General features: G+C 71.7%; 26 protein-coding genes and 1 pseudogene. 16 read left to right on the forward strand and 11 right to left on the reverse strand.

Annotated features, from left to right (window positions below; genetic code table 11):
• A partial coding sequence (locus ACFVUH_RS36660) for a hypothetical protein (protein WP_387917925.1) occupies window positions 1-341 on the reverse strand: 341 nt, incomplete at its 3' end.
• Between the two features lie 27 nt (window positions 342-368).
• Window positions 369-662: a hypothetical protein gene (locus ACFVUH_RS36665; protein ID WP_387917927.1), complete on the reverse strand. Its 294-nt coding sequence runs from the start codon at window positions 660-662 to the stop codon at window positions 369-371.
• Window positions 663-699: 37 nt separating this feature from the next.
• On the opposite strand from ACFVUH_RS36665, the gene ACFVUH_RS36670 reads away from it, so the two are divergent.
• Window positions 700-1,851, forward strand: a complete 1,152-nt coding sequence (locus tag ACFVUH_RS36670) for a hypothetical protein (protein ID WP_387917928.1) — start codon at window positions 700-702, stop codon at window positions 1,849-1,851.
• Window positions 1,852-2,004: 153 nt separating this feature from the next.
• The gene (locus ACFVUH_RS36675; protein WP_387917930.1) at window positions 2,005-2,460 is read left to right on the forward strand and encodes a universal stress protein; all 456 of its coding nucleotides are present in this window, start codon (window positions 2,005-2,007) and stop codon (window positions 2,458-2,460) included.
• A 42-nt stretch (window positions 2,461-2,502) separates the two neighbouring features.
• Here ACFVUH_RS36675 and ACFVUH_RS36680 read toward each other — a convergent pair whose 3' ends face one another.
• Window positions 2,503-3,552, reverse strand: a complete 1,050-nt coding sequence (locus tag ACFVUH_RS36680; protein ID WP_387917931.1) for a lactonase family protein — start codon at window positions 3,550-3,552, stop codon at window positions 2,503-2,505.
• Window positions 3,553-3,863: 311 nt separating this feature from the next.
• On the opposite strand from ACFVUH_RS36680, the gene ACFVUH_RS36685 reads away from it, so the two are divergent.
• The 5 genes from ACFVUH_RS36685 (at window position 3,864) to ACFVUH_RS36705 (ending at window position 9,642) form a co-directional block, all read left to right on the forward strand.
• Window positions 3,864-5,693 (forward strand): glycoside hydrolase family 15 protein, encoded by a 1,830-nt coding sequence (locus ACFVUH_RS36685; protein ID WP_387917932.1) that lies wholly within the window; start codon window positions 3,864-3,866, stop codon window positions 5,691-5,693.
• Window positions 5,690-7,057, forward strand: coding sequence for a glucose-6-phosphate dehydrogenase (locus ACFVUH_RS36690; RefSeq protein WP_387917934.1), 1,368 nt, complete (start codon window positions 5,690-5,692; stop codon window positions 7,055-7,057). Before ACFVUH_RS36685 ends, ACFVUH_RS36690 begins: the two co-directional genes overlap by 4 nt.
• 12 nt (window positions 7,058-7,069) lie before the next feature.
• Window positions 7,070-7,624 carry a gluconokinase gene (locus ACFVUH_RS36695; protein WP_387917935.1) on the forward strand — a complete coding sequence of 185 codons (555 nt, stop codon included), beginning with the start codon at window positions 7,070-7,072 and terminating at the stop codon, window positions 7,622-7,624.
• A 140-nt stretch (window positions 7,625-7,764) separates the two neighbouring features.
• Window positions 7,765-8,676, forward strand: a complete 912-nt coding sequence (locus ACFVUH_RS36700) for a PucR family transcriptional regulator (protein WP_387917936.1) — start codon at window positions 7,765-7,767, stop codon at window positions 8,674-8,676.
• Between the two features lie 108 nt (window positions 8,677-8,784).
• Window positions 8,785-9,642, forward strand: a complete 858-nt coding sequence (locus tag ACFVUH_RS36705) for a helix-turn-helix domain-containing protein (protein ID WP_387917938.1) — start codon at window positions 8,785-8,787, stop codon at window positions 9,640-9,642.
• A gap of 168 nt (window positions 9,643-9,810) precedes the next feature.
• Here the strand turns inward: ACFVUH_RS36705 and ACFVUH_RS36710 are convergent, their stop codons facing one another.
• Both ACFVUH_RS36710 and ACFVUH_RS36715 read right to left on the reverse strand, forming a co-directional pair.
• On the reverse strand, window positions 9,811-10,647 hold the full coding sequence (locus ACFVUH_RS36710; protein ID WP_387917940.1) for an alpha/beta fold hydrolase: 837 nt from the start codon (window positions 10,645-10,647) through the stop codon (window positions 9,811-9,813).
• 101 nt (window positions 10,648-10,748) lie between these two features.
• Window positions 10,749-11,412, reverse strand: a pseudogene (locus ACFVUH_RS36715) (hydrolase).
• A 202-nt stretch (window positions 11,413-11,614) separates the two neighbouring features.
• Between ACFVUH_RS36715 and ACFVUH_RS36720 the strand changes: the two are divergent.
• Together ACFVUH_RS36720 and ACFVUH_RS36725 are read left to right on the forward strand one after the other, a co-directional pair.
• Window positions 11,615-12,100 carry a GNAT family N-acetyltransferase gene (locus ACFVUH_RS36720; protein ID WP_355364383.1) on the forward strand — a complete coding sequence of 162 codons (486 nt, stop codon included), beginning with the start codon at window positions 11,615-11,617 and terminating at the stop codon, window positions 12,098-12,100.
• A 72-nt stretch (window positions 12,101-12,172) separates the two neighbouring features.
• Window positions 12,173-14,983 carry a tetratricopeptide repeat protein gene (locus ACFVUH_RS36725; RefSeq protein WP_387917942.1) on the forward strand — a complete coding sequence of 937 codons (2,811 nt, stop codon included), beginning with the start codon at window positions 12,173-12,175 and terminating at the stop codon, window positions 14,981-14,983.
• 76 nt (window positions 14,984-15,059) lie between these two features.
• Here the strand turns inward: ACFVUH_RS36725 and ACFVUH_RS36730 are convergent, their stop codons facing one another.
• The 5 genes from ACFVUH_RS36730 to ACFVUH_RS36750 all read right to left on the reverse strand — a co-directional run bounded on the left by ACFVUH_RS36730 (window position 15,060) and on the right by ACFVUH_RS36750 (window position 20,931).
• Window positions 15,060-15,479: a hypothetical protein gene (locus ACFVUH_RS36730; protein ID WP_355364389.1), complete on the reverse strand. Its 420-nt coding sequence runs from the start codon at window positions 15,477-15,479 to the stop codon at window positions 15,060-15,062.
• Between the two features lie 611 nt (window positions 15,480-16,090).
• Window positions 16,091-17,878, reverse strand: coding sequence for a B12-binding domain-containing radical SAM protein (locus ACFVUH_RS36735; RefSeq protein ID WP_387917944.1), 1,788 nt, complete (start codon window positions 17,876-17,878; stop codon window positions 16,091-16,093).
• A gap of 413 nt (window positions 17,879-18,291) precedes the next feature.
• Window positions 18,292-19,644, reverse strand: coding sequence for a glutamate-cysteine ligase family protein (locus tag ACFVUH_RS36740; RefSeq protein ID WP_387917946.1), 1,353 nt, complete (start codon window positions 19,642-19,644; stop codon window positions 18,292-18,294).
• A gap of 236 nt (window positions 19,645-19,880) precedes the next feature.
• Window positions 19,881-20,075, reverse strand: a complete 195-nt coding sequence (locus ACFVUH_RS36745) for a DUF397 domain-containing protein (RefSeq protein WP_387917947.1) — start codon at window positions 20,073-20,075, stop codon at window positions 19,881-19,883.
• Window positions 20,068-20,931, reverse strand: coding sequence for a helix-turn-helix domain-containing protein (locus ACFVUH_RS36750; protein WP_387917948.1), 864 nt, complete (start codon window positions 20,929-20,931; stop codon window positions 20,068-20,070). Before ACFVUH_RS36750 ends, ACFVUH_RS36745 begins: the two co-directional genes overlap by 8 nt.
• A gap of 325 nt (window positions 20,932-21,256) precedes the next feature.
• Here ACFVUH_RS36750 and ACFVUH_RS36755 point away from each other — a divergent pair, with 325 nt between their 5' ends.
• From ACFVUH_RS36755 to ACFVUH_RS36770, 4 genes are read left to right on the forward strand one after another with little or no spacing between them, the layout of a single operon-like run.
• Window positions 21,257-21,625 (forward strand): ATP-binding protein, encoded by a 369-nt coding sequence (locus ACFVUH_RS36755; protein ID WP_387917950.1) that lies wholly within the window; start codon window positions 21,257-21,259, stop codon window positions 21,623-21,625.
• The gene (locus ACFVUH_RS36760; RefSeq protein WP_387917951.1) at window positions 21,622-21,867 is read left to right on the forward strand and encodes a hypothetical protein; all 246 of its coding nucleotides are present in this window, start codon (window positions 21,622-21,624) and stop codon (window positions 21,865-21,867) included. Before ACFVUH_RS36755 ends, ACFVUH_RS36760 begins: the two co-directional genes overlap by 4 nt.
• On the forward strand, window positions 21,855-22,094 hold the full coding sequence (locus tag ACFVUH_RS36765) for a hypothetical protein (RefSeq protein WP_387917952.1): 240 nt from the start codon (window positions 21,855-21,857) through the stop codon (window positions 22,092-22,094). Before ACFVUH_RS36760 ends, ACFVUH_RS36765 begins: the two co-directional genes overlap by 13 nt.
• Window positions 22,091-22,273, forward strand: coding sequence for a hypothetical protein (locus tag ACFVUH_RS36770; protein ID WP_387917954.1), 183 nt, complete (start codon window positions 22,091-22,093; stop codon window positions 22,271-22,273). The genes ACFVUH_RS36765 and ACFVUH_RS36770 overlap by 4 nt, the downstream gene beginning before the upstream one ends.
• A 64-nt stretch (window positions 22,274-22,337) precedes the next feature.
• Here the strand turns inward: ACFVUH_RS36770 and ACFVUH_RS36775 are convergent, their stop codons facing one another.
• Window positions 22,338-22,592, reverse strand: coding sequence for a hypothetical protein (locus ACFVUH_RS36775; RefSeq protein WP_387917956.1), 255 nt, complete (start codon window positions 22,590-22,592; stop codon window positions 22,338-22,340).
• 26 nt (window positions 22,593-22,618) lie between these two features.
• On the opposite strand from ACFVUH_RS36775, the gene ACFVUH_RS36780 reads away from it, so the two are divergent.
• From ACFVUH_RS36780 to ACFVUH_RS36790, 3 genes are all read left to right on the forward strand, one after another.
• Window positions 22,619-22,888, forward strand: a complete 270-nt coding sequence (locus ACFVUH_RS36780) for a hypothetical protein (RefSeq protein ID WP_387917959.1) — start codon at window positions 22,619-22,621, stop codon at window positions 22,886-22,888.
• Window positions 22,881-23,486 carry a DUF6879 family protein gene (locus tag ACFVUH_RS36785; RefSeq protein WP_387917957.1) on the forward strand — a complete coding sequence of 202 codons (606 nt, stop codon included), beginning with the start codon at window positions 22,881-22,883 and terminating at the stop codon, window positions 23,484-23,486. The genes ACFVUH_RS36780 and ACFVUH_RS36785 overlap by 8 nt, the downstream gene beginning before the upstream one ends.
• Before the next feature lie 1,066 nt (window positions 23,487-24,552).
• Window positions 24,553-24,846: a hypothetical protein gene (locus tag ACFVUH_RS36790; protein ID WP_355364421.1), complete on the forward strand. Its 294-nt coding sequence runs from the start codon at window positions 24,553-24,555 to the stop codon at window positions 24,844-24,846.
• Window positions 24,847-25,235: the final 389 nt, after the last annotated feature.

Consider the following 25,235-nt stretch of genomic DNA (forward strand, 5'->3'; position numbering starts at 1 on the left):
GTGTTCTGTGACCTGACGAACGTCACCCAGCACACCGTCAACTCGGTGACGGCCACCTTCCCCGGCCCGAACGGCCCGATCACCACGCCGCCGTCCGAGGCGACGGTGGATGTGACGCCGCCGGTTGTTCCGTCGGTGAGTATCAACAAGGAGGTCTGCACCTCGACCAACGCGGCTGACTGCGCGGCCGGTGGCCCGGGTCCGTGGGCGAAGAGCACCACGATTCCTTCTGGCAACACGGCGTACTGGCGGATCACGGTGACGAACACGGGCACGGTCCCGGTCACCGGGATCACGCTGTCGGACAGCGTCTCGCCGTCCTGCGTGAGCGCTGCCGGCACGTTCGACCTGGCGGTCGGTGGGTCGCGTCAGGTGTTCTGCAGCCTGGCGAACGTCACCCAGCACACCGTGAACACGGTGACGGCCTCGTTCCCCGGCCCTGACGGGGAGACGATCACCACGCCGCCGTCCGACGCGACGGTGGATGTGACGCCGCCGGTTGTTCCGTCGGTGAGTATCAACAAGGAGGTCTGCACCTCGACGAACGCGGCTGACTGTGTCGAGGGTGGTGCGGGTCCGTGGGCGAAGAGCACCACGATTCCGTCCGGGAACACGGCGTACTGGCGGATCACCGTGACCAACACGGGCACGGTCCCGGTCACGGGGATCACGCTGGCGGACAGTGTTTCGCCGTCGTGTGTGACCGCTGCCGGGTCGTTCGACCTCGCGGTGGGTGCTTCTCACCAGGTGTTCTGTGACCTGGCGAACGTCACCCAGCACACCGTGAACACGGTGACGGCGACCTTCCCGGGTCCGAGTGGCCCGATCACCACGCCGCCGTCCGAGGCGACGGTGGATGTGACGCCGCCGGTTGTTCCGTCGGTGAGTATCAACAAGGAGGTCTGCACCTCGACCAACGCCGCTGACTGCGCGGCCGGTGGTCCGGGTCCGTGGGCGAAGAGCACCACGGTGCCCTCCGGCAACACCGCGTACTGGCGGATCACGGTGACGAACACGGGCACGGTCCCGGTCACCGGGATCACGCTGTCGGACAGCGTTTCGCCGTCCTGCGTGAGCGCTGCCGGGACGTTCGACCTGGCGGTCGGTGGGTCGCGTCAGGTGTTCTGCAGCCTGGCGAACGTCACCCAGCACACCGTGAACACGGTGACGGCCTCGTTCCCCGGCCCCGATGGGGAGACGATCACCACGCCGCCGTCCGACGCGACGGTCGACGTGACGACGCCGGGTACCCCGTCGATGACCATCAACAAGGAGGTCTGCCTCCCCGAGAAGGACCGCGACTGCGGCCAGGGCGGGTCCGGGCCGTGGGGCAAGGAGGCGACCCTGCACAAGGGCGATGCCTCCGAGGACCCCTGCCTCCCGGACCAGTGCGTGGCGCACTGGCGGATCACGGTGACCAACACCGGCCCGACGGACATCACCGGCATCACGCTGAGCGACCCGCAGGAAGTCTCCTGCGAGACGGCGGCCGGGACGTTCAACCTGGCTCCGGGGCAGACCGTGATGTTCTACTGCTCCAGCCTGATCACCGAGGACTTCACCAACACGGTGAGCGCGTCCGGCTTCGGTCCGGACGGCAGGCCGGTCAGCACCGGGCCGTCGTCCGCGCTCGCCCGGTGCCTGCCTCCGTGCCCCGAGGAGGACCACGGCCATGACGACGACCACGGCCACGGCCACGGTCACGGCTACTTCGACGAGGGGTGGCGGCCGGAGGGTCCGAGCGGTGCCTGGCTGCCGGACAGCAGCCTGACCGTGCCGTCGTACGGCCTGGACCGCGACGCGGTGGAGGCGTTCGGCGTCATGCTGCCGGTGCTCGACTGGATGGGCTGACCGAGCCCGTAACCGAATGACGGGTGGCCCCGGGAACGGAAACGTTCCCGGGGCCACCCGCCGTTCGCGGCGACCCCCGTCCGGCCCTGCCGGACTGCGCGGGGCGGGGGGTCGGCGCGAGGGTGGGGGAGGGCGTCGAGCCGAGGAGGAGGCATGGCGGAGCAGCGTGAGGGGACCGGCCGCATCGTGGTCGGAGTGGACGGGTCGGAGCCGTCGAAGCACGCGCTGCGCTGGGCGGTGCGGCAGGCGGAGCTGACCGGCGGCGTGGTGGAGGCGGTGATCGCCTGGGAGTACCCGACCTTCCACGGCGCGCGCGGCTGGTTCCCGCCGGGGAGCACCGACGAGGCGGAGCTGGAGGGCAAGGCGCGCCGGGAGGCCGCCACGGCCGTGGCGGCCGCGGTCGGCCCGCAGCCGCCGGCGGAGGTGCGGATCGTGGCGCGCTACGGCTCCCCGGCCGGCGCGCTGATCGAGGCGTCCCGGGGCGCGTCCCTGCTGGTGGTGGGCAGCCGGGGGCTCGGCGGCTTCGCGGGGATGCTGCTGGGCTCGGTGGCCCAGCACTGCACCCGGCACGCCACCTGCCCGGTCCTGGTGTACCGCGACAGCAGCTGACGGCCTGCCGCGGGCGGAGCCGTCGCCCGGCAGCCGTCGGCCTCAGCCGAACACGACGGTGGACGCCGCCGGCACGGCCAGCGAGCCCGCGCGGCGGGGCAGGCCCGTCGTGGCGTCGACGTCGAACCAGGTGACGTCCCCCGAGCGCTCGTTCGCCGCGTAGAGCCGGCGGCCCGCGGGGTCGAGGACCAGGTCGCGCGGCCACGCGCCGCCGCACGGCACCGACGCCACCGGCCGCGCCCCCTCGCCGTCCGCGTCGAGCGCCAGCACGGAGATGGTGTCGGTGCCGCGCACCGCCACCCACAGGTACCGGCTGTCGAGGGAGACCACCGGGGCCGAGGGCAGCACCGGGACCTCGGGGGCGTCGGGGAACAGCGGGGCCTCGCCGACCGGTTCGAGCACCCCGGTGGCCGCGTCCCAGCGGCACACGGTCACGGCGGGGCGCAGCTCGCCGAGCACGTACGCGTGGCGCCCGGAGGGGTGGAAGGCGAGGTGGCGCGGGCCGGTGCCGGGCGGCAGGACGGTCTGCCCGTGCAGGGTCAGCTCACCGGTCGCCGGGTCCAGGGCGCAGATCCGCACCGCGTCGGTGCCGAGGTCGACGCTCAGCACCCAGCGGCCGGACGGGTCGGGGAGCACCTGGTGGGCGTGCGGGCCGCGCTGGCGCTCGGGGTGCGGCCCGGCGCCCTCGTTGCGCAGCACGGTGCTCGGGGCCTGCGGAGCGCCGTCGGCGGCGAGCGGCAGCGCGGTGACGCTGCCGGAGTCGTAGTTGGCGGTCAGCAGGTGGCCCTGGGCGAGGGCGAGGTAGGTGGGCCCGTCCCCGTGCACCGGTACCGGCGCGCCGAGCGGGCGGGGGAGCGGACCGGAGAGGTCGTAGGCGGCGACCGCTCCCGGCACCGTCTCCGAGACGGCGTAGAGCACCGGGCCGCCCTCCGTGTGCCCGACGGCGAGGTAGGACGGGTCCGGGACGGCGTCGACGGCGCCGGTCGCGGTCAGCGCCCCGGTGTGCGGGTCCACCGCCGCCACGACGATCCCGCGTCCGCCCGCCGAGGTGAACGACCCGATGTAGACCGGCTCCGCGCCCCTGTCCTCCACAGCACCCTCCGTCGTCCCTGCTCCGCCGTCTGCCGCGAGCGCTCCGACGCTAGCAGTCGGCCCCGTCGTGCCGGGAGGCGGCGGAAGGGCCGTCCCGGGCGGTCCGCGGATTTCACCGGAACGCCCCGCCGCCGCGGTGGCCGGGTCGCGCTCCGGGACGGTTGCGGCGACGGTGGGAGGAGCAGCCCGGACGGCGGCCGGCCGGCCCCGTCCGGCGGGGGAGGGGGCGAGGTCCGACCGCGCCGCCGGCCCGGCGGTGCGACCTGCGGGGGAGCGGACGAACTCTCCCGGCGCTGCGGAAGCGAGGCGGCATGCACGACCCCGATCCACCCTTCCGGCCGGTCCTGCGGCGGCACGGCTACCTGCCGCTGGAGGACCTCGGCCTCATCGGGGACGGCACCACCGCCGCCCTGGTCGGCCGCGACGGCTCCATCCCGTGGCTCTGCCTGCCCCGCTTCGACGCCGAACCGCTGTTCTGCGGCCTGCTGGACCATGCCCGGGGCGGGCACTTCACCCTGGCGCCGGAGGACCTGGTCGAGGCGCGCCAGCGCTACGAACCGGACACCGGCGTCCTGGTCACCGAACTGCGCTCGCGCACCGGCCTGGTGCGCGTCACCGACGCGCTGGCGCTGCGCTCCGGCGCCGACCTCGCCGACGACGCCCCCGCCGCCCGCGCCGAACTGGTGCGCTCCGCCGTGGTGTTGGACGGGCGCGTCCGGCTGCGCGCGGAACTGGAGCCCCGCGGCGGCGCGCGGACCAGGGCGCTGTTCAGCGGACTGGAGCTGCGCCCCGTCCGGCGGCCGGGCCTGCGGCTCCACCTGCGCTCCAACCGGCCGCTGCACGGCCTGCACAGCACCCACGACCTGCGCCAGGGCGACCGGCTCGACCTGGTGCTGTCCTGGGGCCGCTTCCACCGCCACCACCGGGTCGACACCGACGCCATGCTGAAGGGCACCGTCGACGCCTGGCGCCACTGGATGCGCCACTTCGACTACGACGGTCCCCAGCAGGCCCTGGTCAGGCGCGCCGCCGTCACCCTGAAGCTCTGCGACGACTGGGCCAACGGCTCGCTGGTCGCGGCGCCCACCTCCTCGCTGCCCGCGCCGATCGGCGGGATCCGCAACTGGGACTACCGCTACAGCTGGATCCGCGACGCCGCGTTCGCCGTCTTCGCGCTGCGCCGGATCGGCTTCCGCGGCGAGGCCGACGCCTTCCTCGGCTGGGTGCTCGACGCCTTCGAGGACAGCGGCCGGCCCCGCATCATGTACGACCTGCGCGGCGGCCCCGTGCCGGAGGAGGTCGAGGACGGCGAACTGGAGGGCTACCAGCGCTCCGCCCCGGTGCGCTGGGGCAACGGCGCGGCCGACCAGCGCCAGCACGACGTCTACGGCGAGATCCTGGACTGCGCCGACCAGTGGCTGCGGGCCGGCGGCGAGATCCAGCCCGCCCTGTGGGCCGGCCTGGCCGGCCTCGCCGACGCCGCCGAACAGGCCTGGCGCGAGCCCGACCAGGGCATCTGGGAGGTGCGCAGCGCGGGCCGGGTGTTCACCTACTCGGCCGGACTGTGCCAGGTGGCCCTGGACCGCGCCGCGCAGATCGGCGAGCGGCTCGGCCTGCCGATCAGCACCGGCCGCTGGCGCGCCTCGGCCGACCACCTGAGCAGCCTCATCCTGGAGCAGTCCTGGGACGAGGACGCCAGGACCCTCAGCGCCCACCTGGACGGCGGCGGCGTCCTGGACGCCAGCCTGCTCGCGCTCCCGCTGCGGCACGTGGTGCCGATCGACCACCCGCGGATGGTGGCGACCGCCACCGCCGTCGCCGAGCGGCTGTCCGCCGGCGGCGGGCTGCTCCACCGCTACCTGCACGAGGATTCCCCGGACGGCCTGGCCGGCGACGAGGGCGCCTTCGTGCTGTGCAGCTTCTGGCTGGTCGACAACCTCATCGGCCAGGGCCGAACCGAGGAGGCCGAGGAACTGTACGACTCGCTGTGCTCCCGGGCGAGCCCGCTGGGGCTGATGTCGGAACAGATCAACCCGTCCACAGGAGAGTTCATGGGCAACTTCCCCCAGGCGTTCAGCCACATCGGGATCGCCGCCAGCGGCGTGAACCTGGCCCGGGCGAGGGCGGGGGGACGGCGATGATCGAGCGGCTCGCCGTCTTCGGCGCGACCGGGGACCTCACCGCCCGCTACCTGCTGCCGGCGCTGGCCGCGCTGCGGGCCGGCGGCCACCTCGGCGACCGGCTGGTGCTGACCGGCGCGAGCCGGGAGGACTGGTCCACCGAGCGGTACCGGGAGTGGGCCGCCGAGCAGCTCGACCGCCACGGCGAGGACTCCCCGGCCGACGCCAGGGCGGCCGTCATTGCTTCGGCCCGCTACCTGCGGGCCGATGTCACCAGCCCCGAGGACGTCGCCGCGGTGGTCGCAGGGGAGGGGCCCGTCGCCGTCTACCTCGCGCTGCCCCCGGCGCTGTTCCCGGCCGCGGTCTCCGCCCTGCACCGGGCCGGGCTGCCGGCCGGCAGCCGGATCGTGCTGGAGAAGCCGTTCGGCGAGGACCTCGCCGGCGCCGAGGAGCTGAACCGGCTGATCGCCGACCTGGTGCCGGAGCGGGCGGTGTTCCGGGTCGACCACTTCCTCGCCATGACGACCGTCCAGAACGTCCTCGGCAGCCGGCTGGCCAACCGGATGCTGGAGCCGATCTGGAACAGCACCCACATCGCCGAGATCGACATCGTCTGGGACGAGACGCTCGCGCTGGAGGGCCGGGCCGGCTACTACGACCACGTCGGCGCGCTCAAGGACATGATCCAGAACCACCTGCTGCAACTGCTCTGCCTGGTGGCCATGGAACCGCCGATCACCCTCGGCGAGCGCGACCTGCGCGACCGCAAGGTGGACGTGCTGCGCTCCGTCCGGCCGCTGACCGAGAACGACGTGCTGCACCGCACCCGCCGCGCCCGCTACCTGCCGGGGAGGATCGGCGAGCGCGCCGTCCCGGCGTACACCGAGGAGGAGGGCGTCGACCCCGGGCGCCGGACCGAGACCTTCGCCGAGGTGGAACTGGAGCTGAACAGCTGGCGCTGGGCCGGTACGAGGTTCCGGCTGCGCAGCGGCAAGGCCCTCGGGGCGGACCGCAAGGAGGTCGCGGTGCGCTTCCGCCCCGTGCCCCACCTGCCCTTCGGCCACGGCGGCGAGGCCCGGCCCAATGTGCTGCGCTTCGAGCTGGAACCGGAGGGGCTGTCCGTGGACCTGACCGGCATCGGCGTCCGGGCGCACGAGCTGGCCCCGCTGTCGCTGACCGCGGAGCTGGACCCCGCCGAGCTGCCCGCCTACGGCCGGCTGCTGCTCGACGTGCTGACCGGCGACCCGGCGCTGTCCATCCGCGGCGACGAGGCCGAGGAGGCCTGGCGGGTCCTCGAACCGGTGCTGTCCGCGTGGGAGCGGGACGTGGTGCCGCTGGAGGAGTACCCGGCCGGCTCGGAGGGCCCGGCCCCGCGGTACCCGTAGGCGGGCGGCGCGATGGCGGACGGCACCGGGGCGGGCCCCGTAGGCGGGCGGCACGGGCCGTGCGTCGTGGTGATCGGGGTCTCCGGCACCGGCAAGACCACGGTGGCCCGGCTGCTCGCCGAGCGGCTGGCCGTGCCCTTCGCGGACGCGGACGACTTCCACCGGCCGGCCGACATCGCCCGGATGGCGGCCGGGGTCCCGCTCGACGACGCGGTGCGCCGGCCCTGGCTGGAGGCCGTCGGCCGCTGGCTGGGCGAACGCGAGGCGCGGGGCAGCGGCTGCGCGCTCGCCTGCTCCGCGCTGAAGCGGCGCTACCGGGACATCCTGCGCGCGGCCTGCCCCGGCGCCGTCTTCCTGCACCTGACGGCCGGCCACGACCTGCTGGCCGAGCGGATCGGCCGCCGGTCGGGGCACTTCATGCCGCGGTCGCTGCTCGAATCGCAGCTCGCCGTCCTCGAACCGCTGGAACCCGACGAGCGGGGCGCCACCATGGACGCCGGGCCGCCGCCCGAGGTGGTCGCCGACGCGGCCGCGGACCTGCTGCCGGACCTGCTGTCGGGCCGGTGAGCTTGTCGGCTTGTCGGCCTGTCGGTCCGTCGGTCGTTCAGTCCGTCAGTCCGTCCAGCTCGGTTTCCCAGTCGATCAGGGTGCCCTCGGTGCCCCGGGGGACCAGGGCGAAGCTCTCCCTGCTGGGCATCCTCATGATCGTGGCGAAGAACGGCGACCTCACCGCGGCCGGGACCGAGGCCATCGCCTGGACCGCCCGCGCCGTGGCCGCCGAGATGTACGCCGAGCGCCTGGCCGCCGACACGGACCAGGAGCAGACCCGTGACCTGGTGAACCGGCTGGTCGGGGCGGACTCCGCGCAGCGCGGCGCCGCACGCCGGTGCCTGCTGGACGACGGCCTGCTGCCCGCCGGCCCGCACGTGGTGGTGACCGTCGTGGCCGTCTCCGGCCTGCGCGGGCCCGCGGGCCGGGTCGAGGCGGCGCCGCGCGGCGCCCTGGAGCCGTTCCGTCAGACCCGCACGGCCCACGGCCTGTCGGCGGTCGACCAGGACCGGGCGGTCCTGGTCCAGGTCTTCGACCGCGAGCCCGCCGAGGAGGACCTGGAGCTGCAGGCCCGCGGCATCGTCCGCTCCCTGGGGACCTTCCTGGACCGGGGCGCGACCACCCTGGTGGGCGTGGGCGGACGCCGGGCCGAGCTCGCGGACGCCTGGATCTCCCACGACCAGGCCCGGGTGGCGCTGCGCGCCGCCCGCCGGATGCCCCGGCTCGGCGGCGTCGGGGACTGGGAGCGGCTCGGGGAGTACGCCGTGCTCCTCCAGCTGCCCGACGACGCGCTCAACGACTCCCTCGTCCCCGAGCCGCTGCGCCGGCTGCTGGACGGCGGCGGCAACGCCCGTCTGGAGGAGACCCTGCGCTGCTTCCTGGAGAACGCCGGCTCGGTGCCGAGGACGGCGGAGATCCTGGAGGTCCACCGCACCTCCCTCTACTACCGCCTGCGGCAGATCCAGGAGATGACCGGCGTGGACCTCGACGACGGCGCGCACCGCCTCGCCCTGCACCTGGGGCTGCGCCTGTGGGACCTGGTCCGCGCTTCGGCCGAGCGACCGGCCTGACCTGCGGTGACGCCCTCGGCGGCGGCCGGGTTTCGACAGATCGAGGACGCCCGGTTGCTACAGAGCGATGAAGCTTCGTCGGGCGTGATCCAGTCGGGTCCCTCGCCCATGCCCGAAGCCGCGCCCCACCAGCCCCACCAGGTCGCCCTGACCGCCCCCGACGGCGGCGCGGGCTGCATCGACGTCCTCGCGCCGCCGCCCGGCGCCGACCCCGAGGACTGCCTGTACGTCGCCCTGCACCTGCAGGGCGCGGCCTCCGTGTGCCGCGACGGCGCCGGCACCGTCCTGGAACCCGGCGACCTGCTGATCGGCACCACCCCGCACCCGGCGGGCCTGCTCGCCGACGCCGGGTGCCGGATGGTCCACTTCCGCGTCCCCTGCTTCCACCTCGGCGTCCGGCACGGCGACGTACGGCGCACCGGCGGCCTGCTCGCCCGCGGGGACGAGGGCATCGGCTCGCTCGCCTCCCAGTTCCTGCGCACCCTCGCCGCCCAGCCCCCGATCCACCGCACCCGGCCCGGCAACCACCTCGCGCGCAGCGTCTCCGACATCGTCGCCGTCCTGGTGTCCGAACTGCTGGAGCGGGTCGACCCCGAGCACCCGACCGCCGCGGCCGGGATCCTGGCACGGATCCGCGACCACATCGAGGAGAACCTCGCCGACCCGGAGCTCTCGCCCGCGTCGATCGCCCGCTCGCAGCACATCTCGGTGCGCTACCTGCACAAGCTGTTCCAGCAGGACGGCACCACCGTCGGCCAGTGGGTGCGCGGCCGGCGGCTGGAGGCCTGCCGCCGGGACCTGGAACGGCCCACCCGCCGGCAGAGCAGCGTCGCCGCCGTCGCGCACCGCTGGGGATTCGTCAGCCACTCCCACTTCAGCCGCGCGTTCCGCGAGGCCTACGGGGTCTCGCCGCGCGAGTGGCCGACCTACGCCGCGCACGCCGACGCCCGGCAGCGGGCCTCCTGATCCCCCTTCCCCACCGGCCCGCCGTCCTCGGCGGGCCCCGTTTTGCCGTTGCGCCCGGCGCGGCAGGCCGTCGTGCCCGGCGCCCGCACGCGGCTGCGCCCGGCCCCCGTTGTGCACGGGAGCCGGGCGCGGACGGTTCGGCCTTGCCGACTGCTTCGCCTACTTCGCCTACTTCGCCAGGAACGCCAGCAGCGCGGCGTTGACGTCCTCGGCGTGGGTCCAGAGCAGGCCGTGCGGCGCGCCCTCGATCTCCACGTAGTCGGCGGAGGGCAGCGCCTCGTGGAACCGGCGCGCGGTGTTCTCGATCGGCAGCGTGCGGTCGCCGGTGCCGTGCAGGATCAGCGCGGGCACGTCGATGCGGGCGACGTCGGCGCGGAAGTCGGTGTACCAGGTGGCCGGCGCGGCCGAGGCGGCGAAGGCGCCGCCGCTCGCCGCGACGTTCCAGCTGTTGCGGACGGCCTCCTCGCTGATCCGGGTGCCGAGGTTCTCGTCCAGGTTGTAGAAGTCGTTGAAGAAGCCGGTGTAGAAGGCGAACCGGTCGGCCTTCACGGCGGCGACGACGCCGTCGAAGAACTCCTTCGGGGCGGCGCCGTCCGGGTTCTCGTCGGTCTTCAGCAGCCAGGGCTCCAGCGAGGCGAGGAAGGCGACCTTGGCGATCCGCTCGGTGCCGTACTTCGCCACGTAGCGGGCGGTCTCGCCGGTGCCCATCGAGAAGCCGACCAGCACGGCGTCCCGGACGTCCAGGGTCTCCAGGACGGTGTTCAGGTCGGCGGTGAAGGTGTCGTAGTCGTAGCCGGTCGTCGGCTGCGAGGAACGGCCGAAGCCGCGGCGGTCGTAGGTGATGACCCGGTAGCCGGCGTCGAGCAGGGCGGCGCTCTGCCGTTCCCAGGAGGCCCCGTTCAGCGGGAAGCCGTGGATCAGGACGACCGGCTGCCCGGTGCCGTGGTCCTCGTAGTGGAGCTCGATCGGGGCGGTGTTCTCCTGGCCGACGGTGATGAACGGCATGGTGGGCGTTTCCTTCCGGAGGGGTGTGCGGGGCTGTCGGGGATCGGTCCCCTGCCGCACCGCTGCGGCAGGGGACCGTGTCACGCGGTGGCGGGGGAGGGTCAGCCCGCGGCGTGCGGGTCGATCATCGACTGGGCGTAGACCAGGCCCAGGCCGTAGGCGCCACCGTGCTCCTTGACCAGCTCGGTGACCGGGACGTAGGTCTCGCCGCGGGCCCAGTCGCGCTGGAGCTCCAGCAGCACCTGGATCCAGGTGACGGGCACGGCGCCGGCGGCGGTCATCCGCTGCAGGGCGTGCTCGTGGGCGAGCGGGCTGACGCCACCGGAGGCGTCGGCGACGACGTACACCTCGTAGCCCTGCTCCAGCGCGGAGAGGGCCGGCAGGACCAGGCAGACCTCGGTCCACAGGCCCGACAGGATGATTCTTCTTGCGGCCGGTCGCCTTGACCGCCTCGACCAGGGCCTCGTCCTCCCAGGCGTTCATCGTGGTGCGGTCGATGACCTCCTGGTCCGGGAAGACCGCGCGCAGCTGCGGGAGGATCGGGCCGGAGAAGGACTCGGCGGCGACGGTGGAGCGCACGGTCGGCACGTCGAAGACCTTGGCGGCCTTCGCCAGGCCGACGGTGGCGTTGATGACGGCGGTGCGGTCGCCGCTGCCGGTGCCGAAGAACATCTGGGGCTGGTGGTCGACGAACAGCATCATCGAGTTGTCGGGGGTGAGCAGGTCCGGGCTCGGGGCGGCGTGGACCGAAGCGATGTCAACCATGGTTGTTTTCCTTATGAGTACAGGGAATTGACGTTGCATCAGGCGCCTTCGGGTTGCCCGGGGCGCTTACGGGAGCGACGTTAATCCGGGCGGGCGGGCCGGTCTGCCCGCTCTGCGTCCGGCCGTTGTCCCGACAGCGCACGCCCGTCCCGGGGCGGAAAATCCCGCGTGCCACGGATGGTTCGTCCGTACGCTGTCCCGGATGGAGATCCGCATCGCCTCTGACGAGGACTGGCCGAGCATCTACCCCTTCTACGCCGCGATCATGGCCGAGGGCCGGACGTACGCCTTCCCCGAGCGGCAGACCCTCGACGAGGCCAGGCCCTGGTGGATGGAGCAGCCCCCGGGCCGCACCGTGGTGGCCGTGCTCGACGGGCGGATCGTCGGCTCGGCGAAGATGGGCCCCAACAAACCGGGCCGCGGCGCGCACATCGGCACCGCGTCCTTCCTGGTCGACCCCGCTTTCCAGGGGAGGGGCATCGGCCGCGCGCTCGGCGAGTACGTCGTCGAGTGGCACCGCGAGCAGGGCTTCCGGGGCATTCAGTTCAACGCCGTCGTGGAGACCAACGAGTCGGCGGTACACCTCTGGAAGTCCCTGGGCTTCGAGGTGGTCGGCACCGCCCCGGGCGTCTTCGACCACCCCGAGCACGGCTACGTCGGACAGCACGTGATGTTCCGCCGCCTCTGAGTTCCGCCGCCGCCGAGCCCGCATGTGCGGGAACATGGTGCCGGCGGGTCGTGTTCTCCGGAGGGGCGGCGGGTGGCGGGGCAGGGGTTATCACGGCAGGAACTGATCCGGCGCCAGCGCCGGAACGGGTTCGTCGGGCGACGCGGGGAACTGGCGTCCTTCCGGGACGCGTTGCAGCGGCCGTCGGAGGAGCTGACCCAGTTCCTCTTCCACATCCGGGGCCCGGGCGGCGTGGGGAAGTCCACGCTCGTACGGCAGTTGGAGAGCGCCGCGCACGAGGCCCGGGCCGTCACCGCCTATGTCGACGAGTCCGTGACCGGCGTCGTCGAGGCGATGACGGCCATCGGCGCCCAGTTCGCCCAGCAGGGCACGCTCCTCAAGCGGTTCGACAGGCTGCTGGCCACCTACCAGCAGCGCCGCCACGAGGCCGACGCCGGAGCTGCCGCGGGCCAGGGGCCGCCCGGTCCCTCACCGTCGACCGCGATCGTCTCCCGGGTCGGCCTGGTCGGGATGGGCATGATCCCCGGCGTCGGCGCGTTCACCGGCGCACTCGACCCCAACCAGGTCGCGGCCGGGGCGGAGCAGCTGCGGGGGATGCTCAGCGCCCGCCTCCGCAGTTACGACGACGTGCAGTTGGTGCTCTCCCCGCTCCAGGTGCTCACACCCGTCTTCCTCCAGGACCTCGCCGAGGCCGCGTCGCGCCGACCGTGGGTGGTGCTCTTCTTCGACACCTACGAGCGCACCGGCCCACTGCTCGACGACTGGCTGCGCGACGTCCTGGTCAGTGAGCGGTACGGCGAACTGCCCGCGAACGTCCTGGTGGTCACGGCGGGCCAGGCCCGGCTGGACCCGAAGTACTGGAGCGACTGGCACGACCTGGTCGTCGACCTGCCGCTGGAGCCGTTCACCGAGGCCGAGGCACGGCAGCTCCTCGCGGCGAAGAACGTGACGGACGAGCGCACCATCGAGGTGATCCTGCATCTGTCCGGGCGGCTGCCGCTGCTGGTCTCCACCCTGGCGGAGGCGCGGCCGGTGGACGCGGCGGACGTCGGCGACCCGAGCGGCACGGCCGTCGAGCGGTTCCTGAAGTGGGAGACCGAACCGGCCCGCCGTGCTGCGGCCCTGGCCTGCGCACTTCCGCAGGAACTCGACGAGGACGTCTTCTGCGCGGCCGTGGACGACCCGGAGGCGAGGGAACTCTACGGCTGGCTGCGGTCGATGCCGTTCGTCATCGACCGCGCCGGCCGCTGCCACTACCACGAGGTCGTCCGCACGGCGATGCTGCGCCTGCAACGCCAGCAGTCACCCTCCCGGTGGCAGGAACAGCACACTCGCCTGGCCGACACCTTCCGGGAGTGGCGGACGCGGCTCGACGACGACACGAGGCCCTGGGTGGACGAACGCTGGCGGGCCCACCGGTTGCAGGAGACCTACCACCGCCTGTGCGCCCACCCCGGCAAGGCCCTCCCGCACGTCCTGTACGACCTCCTGTACGTTCAGGACTACGATCCCGCCGCCCTCCGTCGCTGGGCCCAGATGCTGACCCGGGCGGGCCGGGACGCCGACGTGCGCGAAGTGCGGGAATGGGCAGAGCACTTGCTGGCCGCCCTCGACGCTCCACAGCCGGGCGTCGCGGCCATGACCCTGCTGCTGTCCCGTGCCACTCTGGATCAGGCGGACCGGGCCTACGCGTACCGGCTACGGGGTTGGGAACACATTGGCACTGATGAGTACGACCGGGCGGTGGCTGACTTCACGGCAGCGCTGGCCCTGGAACCGGATTCGGCTCGTTCCTACCGCGGCCGTGGCAACGCGTACTACCTGACCGGCCGCCACGAGGAAGCGCTGGCCGACTTCGACCGCGGCATCGAGAGCGGCCTTCGCGATCCTTGGGCGCTGGCCAGACGAGGCCAGACGTACCGCTCGCTGGGGCGGTACACGGAGGCGCTGGCCGACTTCGACGATGCTGTTCAGCTCGCACCCGGTGCGGCCTGGATAGTTGCTGGTCGCGGTGAGGCGTACCGCCTGTGGGGGCGGTACGCGGAGGCGCTGGCCGACTTCGACCGTGTGGTCGACCTCGACCCGGAAGGCGCCTGGGCGATCGCCAGTCGAGGCCAGACGTACGACGCTCTGGGGCGCCACGCAGACGCGTTGGCGGACTTCGACCGCGCGATCGAGCTTGAGCCCGACAGTGTGTGGACGATTGTCGAACGGGGCCGCGTCCTCGAGTCGACCGGCCGCTACGTGGAGGCAGTGGTCGACTTCGGTCGTGCCATCGAGCTCAGCCCTGGTCGGGCCATCAACTTCCGACGTCGTGGTCAGGCATACCGATTCTTAGGACAGTACGAAGGGGCCCTGGCCGAGGTCGACCGCGCGCTCGCCATCGACCCGGACAATGGGTGGTCCCTGGCCGGGCGTGGCTTGATCTACCGCCTGATGGGCCGGTACGAGGAGGCCTCGGCGGACTTCGACCGTGCGCTCGACGTCGCCCCGGGCAATTGCTGGTTCCACTACGAGAAAGCGGTCGCGCTGCACGCCCTCGGCGATCCGGAACGGGACGGACACCTGGCAAGGGTTGTTGAACTGGTCAGGGCCGCGCTGTCCGGGGCACCGCCCTACGAGATCTCGGATCTCGGAAACCTTGTCCTCGCCTACTCGGCGATGCTGCAGCGGGAAGACGCAGAGCGCGCGGTCGACGACTTCTTGAGTCTCGGACCGCCCGCCGGCCGGATCGGCGAGCTGATGATTGCCCTCGCCACCCAGGTGCGCGTGATTCCGGAGGCCGGTGGCAACGTCGCGCTGCTCCGCCGCCGGCTGGAGGACGCCCTCCCCGAATCCACGCCGCCCGCCCTCCGGGAACTGCTGCGACGGGACCGCGGCTGACCCGGCCGAGCCGCGAGCGGTGAGGCCGCCCCTCGCTCCGCCGAGCGAGGGGCGACCTCGGTTCCGGTGGGCCGGGTCAGCAGTTCACGACGGTCGAGATGGTCGAGGTCGACGGCCACCAGCCGGGCTGGTTCACGGTGAACTGGGCGGTCACCGTGGTGCCGCAGGGCACGGTGCCGGTGACGCCGCCGACCTCGGCTCCGCCGACCGGGATCACAACGGTCGGGTTGACGGTGGCGAACGGCGGGCTGGTGATGCCAGCGGTGCTCAGCTGGAACGAGACCTGCTGGTCCTGCCAGGTCGGGTCGGTGGTGACGCGGCCGAACGCGTACACGTGGTTTCCGTTGGTGTTGATACAGGCCCTGACGGTGACCAAGTTCGGCGCACCCGGGGTTCCGCACACGGTGGTGCCCACCGTGCCGGCGGAGGCGGTCTGGACACCGGTCAGTGCAGCCAGGGCGGCGGTACCGGCGAGAACGGCGGCAATGCGCTTCATGGGGTTCCTCCTTCGTTGGGTGTTCCCGGTGGACACCGGGAACACATGTGACATGTCACATCGCTCTCATTGGATTGTGACAGGCCACTACGAAGGGGGATAGTCGCCCGCCCTGTCAGCAACCGGCCACTTGCTGACGGATCCGGCGGTCATGTCACCCGGCCTCGCCACCCTGCGGGAGTGCCGTACGAACTCGCCGCCGTCCTAGGAGGTTTCGACCTGCTCGGGAGTCTGGCTTCCGCGAATCGGAGAGCAGATGTCGCCCCGCTCCGACAGCGCATGGGGCTGGTGCTCGTCACCGGCCAGGAGGCGCCGGGCCCGAAGGGGCTGCTGTTCCAGCAGGACTTGAGCCGCTGGTCCCGGGGCAGGCCGATCGCCTCCGTGGAGGTGAACTTCCACGGAGGGGACGGCTATCGGACCGCTGCCGGGTGGAGAGCCGGTGCGAAGGTGTGGGGGGTCCGGTCCGTCATGCTCCGCCCCGGCATCACCACCAGCCCACGCACCGTCCTCATCGACCGAGGAGTCCGAGCATGCCTGCTCGGACTCCTCGGCACCGACGAAACCCGCCCCCGCCGGCAGGAAGCCTGGAACCCCATGTGCGAGGTCACCGGTCAGCGGACGGTGGCCGCACCGTCCGTACTGCCCGCACCGGCCTCGGCGGCCTCGGCGGCGTCCAGCCGTGCGGCGATGTCGCGGGCGTCCTCGAACGTGGTGGGCGCGGCGCGCAGGCCGAGCTCGTCGTGGAGCGCACTGGCGATCTTGGACAGCCCACGCTTGAGGTGGCTCGCCGGGATGGAGGGTTCGGCGGGGCGGTGGGTGCGGAGGACCTCGGCGTCGGCGCGCAGCTGCTCCAGGGTGAACCGGCCCCGATTGGTCCACCACGGTACGTCGGAGGTGACCTGGTAGGCCCAGTGCCGGCGGCAGGCCTCTTCGAGGAGGTCGCGCACGGCTTCGACACGCTTACGGCTGAGCCCGCCCGTGGTGTAGCGGAACTGGTCGCGGTTGAGGTTGAGCAGCTTCCGGTCTTCGCCGGTCACCTGGAGCCCGGACAGCTGGTGAAGCGAGGCGGCGCTCTCGTCCGGGGCCCGCCGGGTGAGCCGGTAGCGGCCGGACTTGATGGTCAGGATGTGCTCGCCGTGCTCCTCCAGGAAGGGCAGCCAGCGCAGGGAGCGGTTGATCGGCTCACCGGGCACGCCGACGATGATGAAGACGTGGACCTGGATTCCGGCGTCGTGCAGGTTCCGGAGAATGCGCCCGTAATTCGCCGGGTGGTTCCAGGGTTTCGCTTCCTGGCGCAGGGTGTCCGGATCGAGCGATTCCAGGCCGAGTTGTACGGCGCTGCATCCGGCCTCGGCCAGTGCCCGGCAGGTCTCCGGCTTCAGCAATTGATCACTCGCGGTCAGATAGCACTGCCAGGTGGCCCGGTGCCCGATGCGCGCGAGTTCCCGTCCGATTCTGAGCTGCCTGGGGATGGTGAGGTATTCGTCGACGAAATCGACGCGTTCGACGCCGAGCGCGGCGATGTGCTCGGCGACGCGGCGTTCGGACATCACCCGGGGTTTGTGCAGGAAGCTGTCGCTGCCGGCCGCTATCGAGCAGAACCCGCAGCGCATGGGGCAGTTGGACATCGTGTAGAGGGGCGGCACGAAGTCGGGGCTCCACTGCCGGATGCCACGGTCGAACACCGGGGTGGGCAGCGCCTCGTAGTCGACGGGGGCGGGGGTGCGCGGATTGACGCGCACGGTGTCCCCGTCGCGCCACACCACGCCCGGTACGGTGGCCGGCTCGGCCCCTTCGACCAGCGCGACCACGGGCCGGAAGCCTTCGGCGTAGACGATCGCGTCCCAGTGGTCGAACAGGGCGACGAACGCGGGGTCGTGGTAGGCGTCCATGGTGCGGGCCCAGTAGTTCCCGCCCAGGAACAGTCGTACGTGCGGCAGCCGCTCCCGGACGAGGCTCGCGAGCACGCAGGCGCTCACCAGCTGCCGCTCGTCGGCGACGCTGATGCCGACGACGTCCGCGCCCGCGGCGTGGATGCGGGCCAGCTCCGTCCCGGCGAAGTAGTCGTGGAAGACGTGCTCCTCGCGGTGGTCGAGCACCCACCGCAGTTCGCCGACGTCGCCCTTGAAGTACCGCGAGTCGCACTTCACGTTGTTGCGCTCGACCCCGAAGTCCTCGAACGCCGAGGCCGTGCTCGCCGAGACCTCCTCGAACAGCCGGCGGGCGTCGTGGCGCCGCAGGATCGAGGCGTCGGGATCGCGGACGGTGCGCAGGGCCTCGTCGACCGGGTCGCCGCCGTGCCGCCGCAGGACGTGTTCGACGGCCTCGACGTAGCCGTAGTGCTGGACGACGTGGTGGCCGCGCTCTTCGAGGATCGCGGTGAGGTAGGCAATTCCCATGGGCAGGTGCCAGATGCTGGAGGCCGGTGGATAACTCAAGAAAACCGAGCGCTGGTCAGGCACTGGATCTTCCCCCTGTCGGGCAAAGGGAGCCAACTGGCCCGAGGGTACGGCGGTATTCCGGTCGGGACAAGGGTGGCCGCCGGGCGGCGGCCGAATTATTGAAAGGGATCTTGCGATCGGGAATTGATCTCCGGGGCGATTGTTTCCGGCCATCCATTTGTGATCTCCGACGCGTTCTTCACGCGCCGCCGGACGGCTGTTAGCGTTGTTCCTGTCGGAGTTCGACAAGCCGGGGTGGCGGAAGTGGCAGACGCGCTCGACCTCACGGTCGGGTGTCCCCCAGGGGGCATGAAGGTTCGAGGCCTTCCCCCGGCACCGAACGGTCGGACCGAATGGTCGGGACCGCGCGGTCAGACGCGGAAGTGCGCGACATAGCGGCGCGGATCACGCCGTAGGTCCGTTTCCCAGAGGTGGGCGCACTGCTCGGCGAAGGTCCTCCCGGTGTGCAGCACCTCGTCCAACGGGTCGAGGTAGGAGGGCGTCTCGGGGCGCTCCAGGCCGGCGGCGGCCCGGGCCCGCAGCCCCTCCCGGGCCAGCCGGACGAGCTCGCCCGCGAGTTCGCGCACGCGGTCGCCGCCGAGCATCGTGCGCAGCCCCTCGGTCGGGAGGTCCTCCGCCGCCGCCTGCAACTGTCCCGCGCTGTAGTGCCTCAGCAGCTCCCAGGCCGCGTCCCGGGACGGCGCGTGGTAGCTGAGCCCCGTCCACAGCGCGGGCACGACCTGGAGGTTCTGGTACGCGGGGCCGTCGGCCGCGCGCAGTTCCAGGGTGCGGCGGACCCTGACATGCGTCCAGATCTGCGCCAGATGGGCGGTCCAGTGGCTGAACAGCGGCCGGGCGCCGTCGGCGAACCCGTCCCGGAGGAGCGAGGCGAACGGCCGGTCGGGCGGCGCGGGCCGGAGCCCGCCCGTCCGGTCCTGGTAGTAGACCATCGGGATGCTCAGCGCCCAGTCGACGACGTCGTCGATGCCCACATCCCCGCGCAGGGCCGGCCGTACCAGACCGGAGCGCTGCGGATCCGTCAGCAGCCAGTCCCGGCAGCGGTGCGAGAGCAGCCCGTCGAGCCGGCCCCCGTACAGCGGTGAATTGACGAGCAGCGCGGCGATCACCGGCGACGCGGCCGCCTGCATCCGCAGCTTCCGGGTGAAGTCGTCCTCGGAGAGGTAGTCGAGGTTCACCTGCGTGCACGTCGACAGCGGCAGGAGTCGCACTCCGCCGTTGCCTGCCCCGTCGAAGCTCTCGAAGTGCCCGCGCAGGATCGGGCCACGACTCAGGGGTACCCAGGGGACGGTCTCGATCCGGTCGAACGGCAGGTACGCGCCGGGCAGGAGTGCGAGGTCGAAACGCCGGAGGAGCTCCGCCAGCCGGACGAGAGTGAGCCGTACGTCGTCCACCGCCGTGGCCAGATCGGCCGCCGGCGGGCCCGAATACTCCAGCTGGCCGCCGTGTTCGAGCCCGATCAGGCCCCCGTCGGCCAGCTCGACCCCGACCGGTTCCCCCGCGTCGAACAGCGCCTTGCCGTCCCACTCCGCGAGCACGGCCTCAAGGACGGCCCGCATCCCGTTCCGTCCCGGGTAGGGAGTGGCGAGCCCGGTCCGCGGGTCGACCACGCCGCACTCGATCTCCAGCCCGATCCGCTCGGACGCCGTCGCCGGCGCTTCCAGCGGCGATCGGAGCTCGTCCCGACCCAGCCCAGCCGTATCCATCCGCCCAGCCTCCTCGCATCCGAACAGCCGCACGGCCGCACAGCCGCGCGCTCGACGTCAGCGATCAGTGAACCCCGACTCCCGGAGCGCGTCCGGTAGGCATCGCTCCGACGGCGGACGGGTACGCCCGACCGGACCTGTGCGCGGTGGACGGGACCGGCCCGCGCCCCGCTCCCACGCTCCCGTGCCCGGCATCGCGGTGGCCCTCGCTCCGCAGAGCGAGGGCCACCGTCGTGTCAGCCGGCGTGGTGGTCGAACGTTCCTGCCTTGGTGTCACGGAGGAGCGCGGCGAACTTGGCAGCGGTGGTGTGGACGATGACGTTGCCGTCGTCGGACTCGCGGAGTTCGATTCCCCCGTCGATGGCACGCACCTCGACGCACTCGTCGTTTGCAGCGGAGTAGCTGGACTTCTGCCAAGCAGAGCTATGCATGTTTGCTTTCCACTTCCTTCTTGATGGACTCGATGAAGCCTCGGGAGTCCTCCTCCGAGAGGGCGCACGAGTCGAATCGAGCGAGCAGGGATCGGAACTTCGCGGTATGGGCCGGGGAGTCGAAGATTCGGCCACCGAGGCCCGTGTCCATCTGTGCGGTGTCCAGCTCGGGGATCGGTCCGTTGGCGTAGGTGAAGTTCTCGTTGGAGCTCGGCATGGCGTCCACGTCGAACGTGATCACTCGAATCGAGATGGTCGGCTGTTTGGAGTCCTCGACGAGGGCGTCGAGCTGCTCGGCGAGGACGGCCGGACCGCTGAACTTCATGCGTAGCGCCGCTTCATGGATGAATGCGGAGTACGGCGTCCTACCGGATCGGACGACGCGCTGTCGCTGCATGCGGAAAGCTGTTCTGAGGTCGACTTCGTGGCGTGGCAGTGGAGGGAAGGTCTCGGCGAAGACCGCAGCGGCGTAGCGGCCGGTCTGGAGCAGGCCGGGAACGAAGGCCATCGTGAAGGTGGTGAGCCGCCGAGCGTGGCTCTCGAACTCCGCGACATCGACGAAGTCCGTCGTGAGGACTCCCCGGTACTCCTCCCACCAGCCGGGCTTCTCCCGCTCCGTGATGATGTTCGCGAGGGCCTCGATCAAGGGCTCGTTGGCGCACATGCACGCCGACGCGACCGTGCGCAGGCGCTCCACGCTGATGCCGATCTTCCCCGCTTCCATCTGCGTCACCTGCGCCGGGTTCATGCCGACGGCACGACCGAGCTCACTGCCGCCGAGGCCGGCCTGCTCGCGCATTCTTCGTAGCTCTGCACCGAGCCTTCGCTGACGGAGGGTTGGGTTCGTGCGAGCCATTGGATCCTTCCAGGACAGGAGTGGTCCCAGTCTGCCGCGCTGGTCGAGGCGCGGTCCATTTTGGGCCCTCAATGCCACGTTAGAGGGAATATCAGGCAGCCGTGGAAAATTTCACATGCGTCTGCGTTATGGTCTGTGCCATGCCGATCCGACGGATCGTCAGTAACGCTTGTTTTCAAGGGCAGTAGGCGCCTCCTGCCCTCCCGCACCGCAGAGCAGCCACACGTGGCATTCACCAGCCCCGCCCTGGCCTGGCTCACGGCGACGTGTCCGTCGACCGATCGACGACGAACCCCACTGCACAACCCCACCCGGAGGTTCCCTCATGCGTGCCTTCAACCCGCCCGACTGCTCCATCGCCCGCGCCGAACTCCGCGCGATCCTCGGCTCCGCCGGCTGGTCGCCGGACGTCATCGCCGACGCCGAACTCGCGTTCCACGAGCTGTACATCAACGCCTGGCAGCACGCGGGCTCGCCGGCGCCGTCCGTCCTGGTCTCCCTCCAGCCCGCCAAGCTCCGCGTCGCCGTCTGCGACGACTGCCCGGACCTGCCGCCCGAGCCCTGCACCCCGGCCGACCCCTACTCCCTCTCCGGGCGCGGCCTCCACCTCGTCCGCGCCCTCACCCACCGCTTCGGCGCCACCGCCACCAAGACCGGCAAGGTCACCTGGTTCGAGCTGGACGCCGCCGCGTGAGCGCCCCCATCGCCCCCGACGACACGTACCTCCGCACCTACACCGAGCCCGAGGTCACCGCCCTCCTCGCCGAACTCCACGAGCGCGGCGCGCCCCTGGGCATCCAGTGGGACTCCGCCGCCGTCAACGGCTCGACCGCCGACGGCCGCCTCCTCGTCGACTTCGGCGACACCTCCGTCGCCACCCTCCTCAACCTCCTCCACGTCCTCCGGGAGTGGGGTGACCGGCCGTGGGAGTCGTGATCCCCCTCGTCACCGGGTCGGTGTACGCGGAGCGGACCACCGTCGCCTACCTCACCACCGAGGCCGTCCCGGATGCGGCGGTGCAGCTTCGGGCGGCCGTCGACCTCGACATCCACATCGGCCCGGGCGAGGAGCTCGCCCTCGCCCTCACCCACGACCAGGCCGAGGAACTGCTCCACGGCCTCGCCGCCCGCCTCGGCCACCGGGTCATCGGGGCCGGTCGGTGAGTCTCACCGGCGCCGGCCTCCTGGTCGGCGCCGCCCTCACGGTCCTGCTCGCCCTCGCCTTCGCCACCGTCTTCCTCGGCGTCATCGCGACCCTGCGAATCTCCCGCTTCGACAACCGCCCACCCCACCCCGACCACGATCCCGACCACCGCGACCCCACCCGGGACATACCCACCTGACCACCCTGACCGCCGACCGCCGAGCCGAGCCCCCTCCTCGGGCCCGGCGGCACGGCAACCGTCCTCAGACCCGCCGCGCGGGATCCACCACAGCCGTGTGGGCGAACCACTCCAGCACCGCGCCGACCTCCTCGCCGTGCTCGGCGAACGCCTGGAGCGGGAAGGACGGGCGCAGCACCAGCTTCGCCTCCGCCGGCTCGATGCCCTCGATCTCGTTGAGCCGCCGCAGCAGCTCCCGCGTACGGGGGGACGGTGGGGCGCCCGGGAGTTGGAAGAGGATTGACGATCGGCCCGGCTGCTTTGTACGGTGTGTAGCCACCTGCTCACGCGATACTCGGAGGCGTGATGAGTCAGCCCTGGGAAGCTGATCCCGGTGCAGCGCTGAGTCGGCGCATGGGCAAATCGCCAACCGAATTGGGCACCACGGGTGGGCGGGACGGCTGCCCCGACGTGTGGGAGCTCTCGAATGGTGACTTCGCCGTCATCGGGCGGGACCTGACAGCGGCCTACCGAGCAGGATTGCCGCAGGACGTGGTGGTCGGTGAGGGTGAGCGTCTCGTCGTGATTCCCCGGGCCACGCTCCTGTCCGCGAAGGCGGATCTGCCGGATGCGTGAACTCCTGGCCGACGTGCCGGGAGAGCGACTCCTGCTCGACGAGTACCGGAAGGACTTCCGGCAGCGGGACTTCGCGTTCGACGGCTACGATTCGTGGAAGCTGGAACGCCGGCAGGACTTCCAGGAACCCGAGGACGACAGTTGGCTCGCGTATTCCGCGGGCGATCACGGACGGGCGTTCGAGTTGATCGAGCACCGGCGCGGCGAACTGCTCCAACTCTCCCGTCTGGCTGCCGAACATGCCTGTCGGCTGTTGCGTGTGCGCGTCGTGGAGTTCCCGCTCACTCCATATCTCACATGGGAGTTGCGGTTCCTGCGAGTGCGGGCCGAGTGCGGTGAGCTGATCCGGGTGGTCGGTCCTGAGGTCATCGCCCCGTACGAACAGGTCGGTTCGCTACCGGAGCTCGTGACCCTGGGCCCGGACACCGTGTACGACATCTCGTACGACGCGCGCGGCCTGCTCGACGGCGCGACACGTCATCTGGATCCTGCCGCCAGGGATCGAGTGGCCGGATTCGTCGCCCGCCTGTACGACCAGGGTGAGGACATCGGGACCTTCATGGCTCGTGCGGCGGCCGGTTCACCGGTGGAGCGCTGATCGATGATGCGGGAAGAGCCCGGGGCCCACTCGGGGAGCAGCAGTTCAAGCATGTCCGGATCCGCAGGCCATGTCGTCCAGGCGCGGGCCATCCAGGGGCCGGTCCACATCCATGCCGCTCCCTCGCCCGAAACCGGCAGAAACGGTGAACCCGTCTCGTTGTTGTGACGAGCCGCCACCGCCTGCTGGGACTCGGGGTGCGGGAGGGGGCCCGGCACCTGACCCTGGATGTTCTGGCGGAGCACGATGCCGTCGAGCTCCTGCGCGCAGTCACCGCGGACTACCGCTGTGGGGACGATCCGTCCGAGCTCGTTCAGCTGGCGCGGCTCTGTGCCCATCTGCCCTTGGCCGTCCGGACGAGGCGCCTGTGGCTGTACAGCAGTACCGCCGCGAGGCGCTGACCCTGCTCGACGACTTCACCGACCCGAGTGCGCGACGACTGCGCGAGCGGCTGACGAACGCCCTGGGAGAGGGCAGCTGAGTCAATCGGCGGGTAGCCAGGCCCCCCGTCCCGGAACGGGGACCCATTCCGTGATCCACAGCGGCCCGTCCGCGCACTCCCTGCGGACTCCTTCACCGGGCTCGCTGCGGGACCGGAGGACGGCCACACAACGGCCGTCCACGACAGCGAGGGGCCCGGGAACGGGAAACAGTCCGAATCGGAAGGCGCGGACCAGGTTGTGGATGTCCATGCGGTTTGCCGACCAGTCGATGACGGCGTTCTCCGGGCCCATCACACCCTCGTAGCCGGCGCCCTCCGAGTCCTGGACGGTTCCGGCGTGTCCGCTCGCCGCCAGTTCCAGCGCCTCCGACAGCAGCTCACGGGACAGCGAGCGGACCGGTCCCGTTCGGTCCGGCTCTCTACAGGTGCACACCGAAGTTCTCCGAACGCGAGGAGATCTTGTGCGCAGGGCTCGAACTGGGTGGGGATTGTGTGAGGGGTGCGGGTCACACGCACAAGTGAATATCGGGCAATCCGGGTGCGGAGGGTCCGGTTCTCCCACTGTGCTGGGAAGGCTTGGTCAGGCGGGGCGAGGGTGTCCGTCGGTGACGAGAGTGGGGGACCGTGGAACGCACACGCATGCGGACCAAGTACGCAGCAGGGGTCGCGGGGCTGGTGATGACGGGGATCAGCGGTTGCGGCGCGCTGCCGGAACCGGTCCCGGACACGCCGAGGGCCGGCCAGGTCTCGGCGTCGGCCGATTCCTCGGAGGCCCCGAGCCCGCTGCTCCCGGTGGCCGGAGCCGCCGCCGCACTCTTCGTAGGCGTCGGTGGCGTCCTGGTCGTGCTCTGGCGTGACCGCAGAACCGCGACCCCTGCACCGCCGCCCTCCACCCGCCCGGGCCGGGGCGAGCTGTGACCAGCGACAACTTGCCCCCACTCCGGGGGAGGGGTAGTGTTCTCTAGTCGCTCGGCAGGGAGCACCGGACACGCATTGGCGCGGACGGTCCCGGAGCGGCCAATCCTCTGGAAATACGAACGTCACCCCAGGATGGGGTTTATTTGGCGTGTGCATTTTCGGGAATTGCGGCCGGATTCGCTTTTCGGAGCGGGGATCGGTTAGAGTTTGAAACGTCGGACGGGGCGTCAAGCCGCGGAAGACGTCGAGAAGTTGGACGAAGGAAGGGCCGGGAACGGCACGGAAAACGTCTGATAAGCTCGAAACACGAAAGAACGAAGCGCCCGGAGGGCCCGCTGGAAGGCGGCTCGAAGGAAGCGTCCGTTCCTTGAGAACTCAACAGCGTGCCA

This window comes from Kitasatospora sp. NPDC058032 (assembly GCF_042885845.1).
Lineage (GTDB): Bacteria > Actinomycetota > Actinomycetes > Streptomycetales > Streptomycetaceae > Kitasatospora.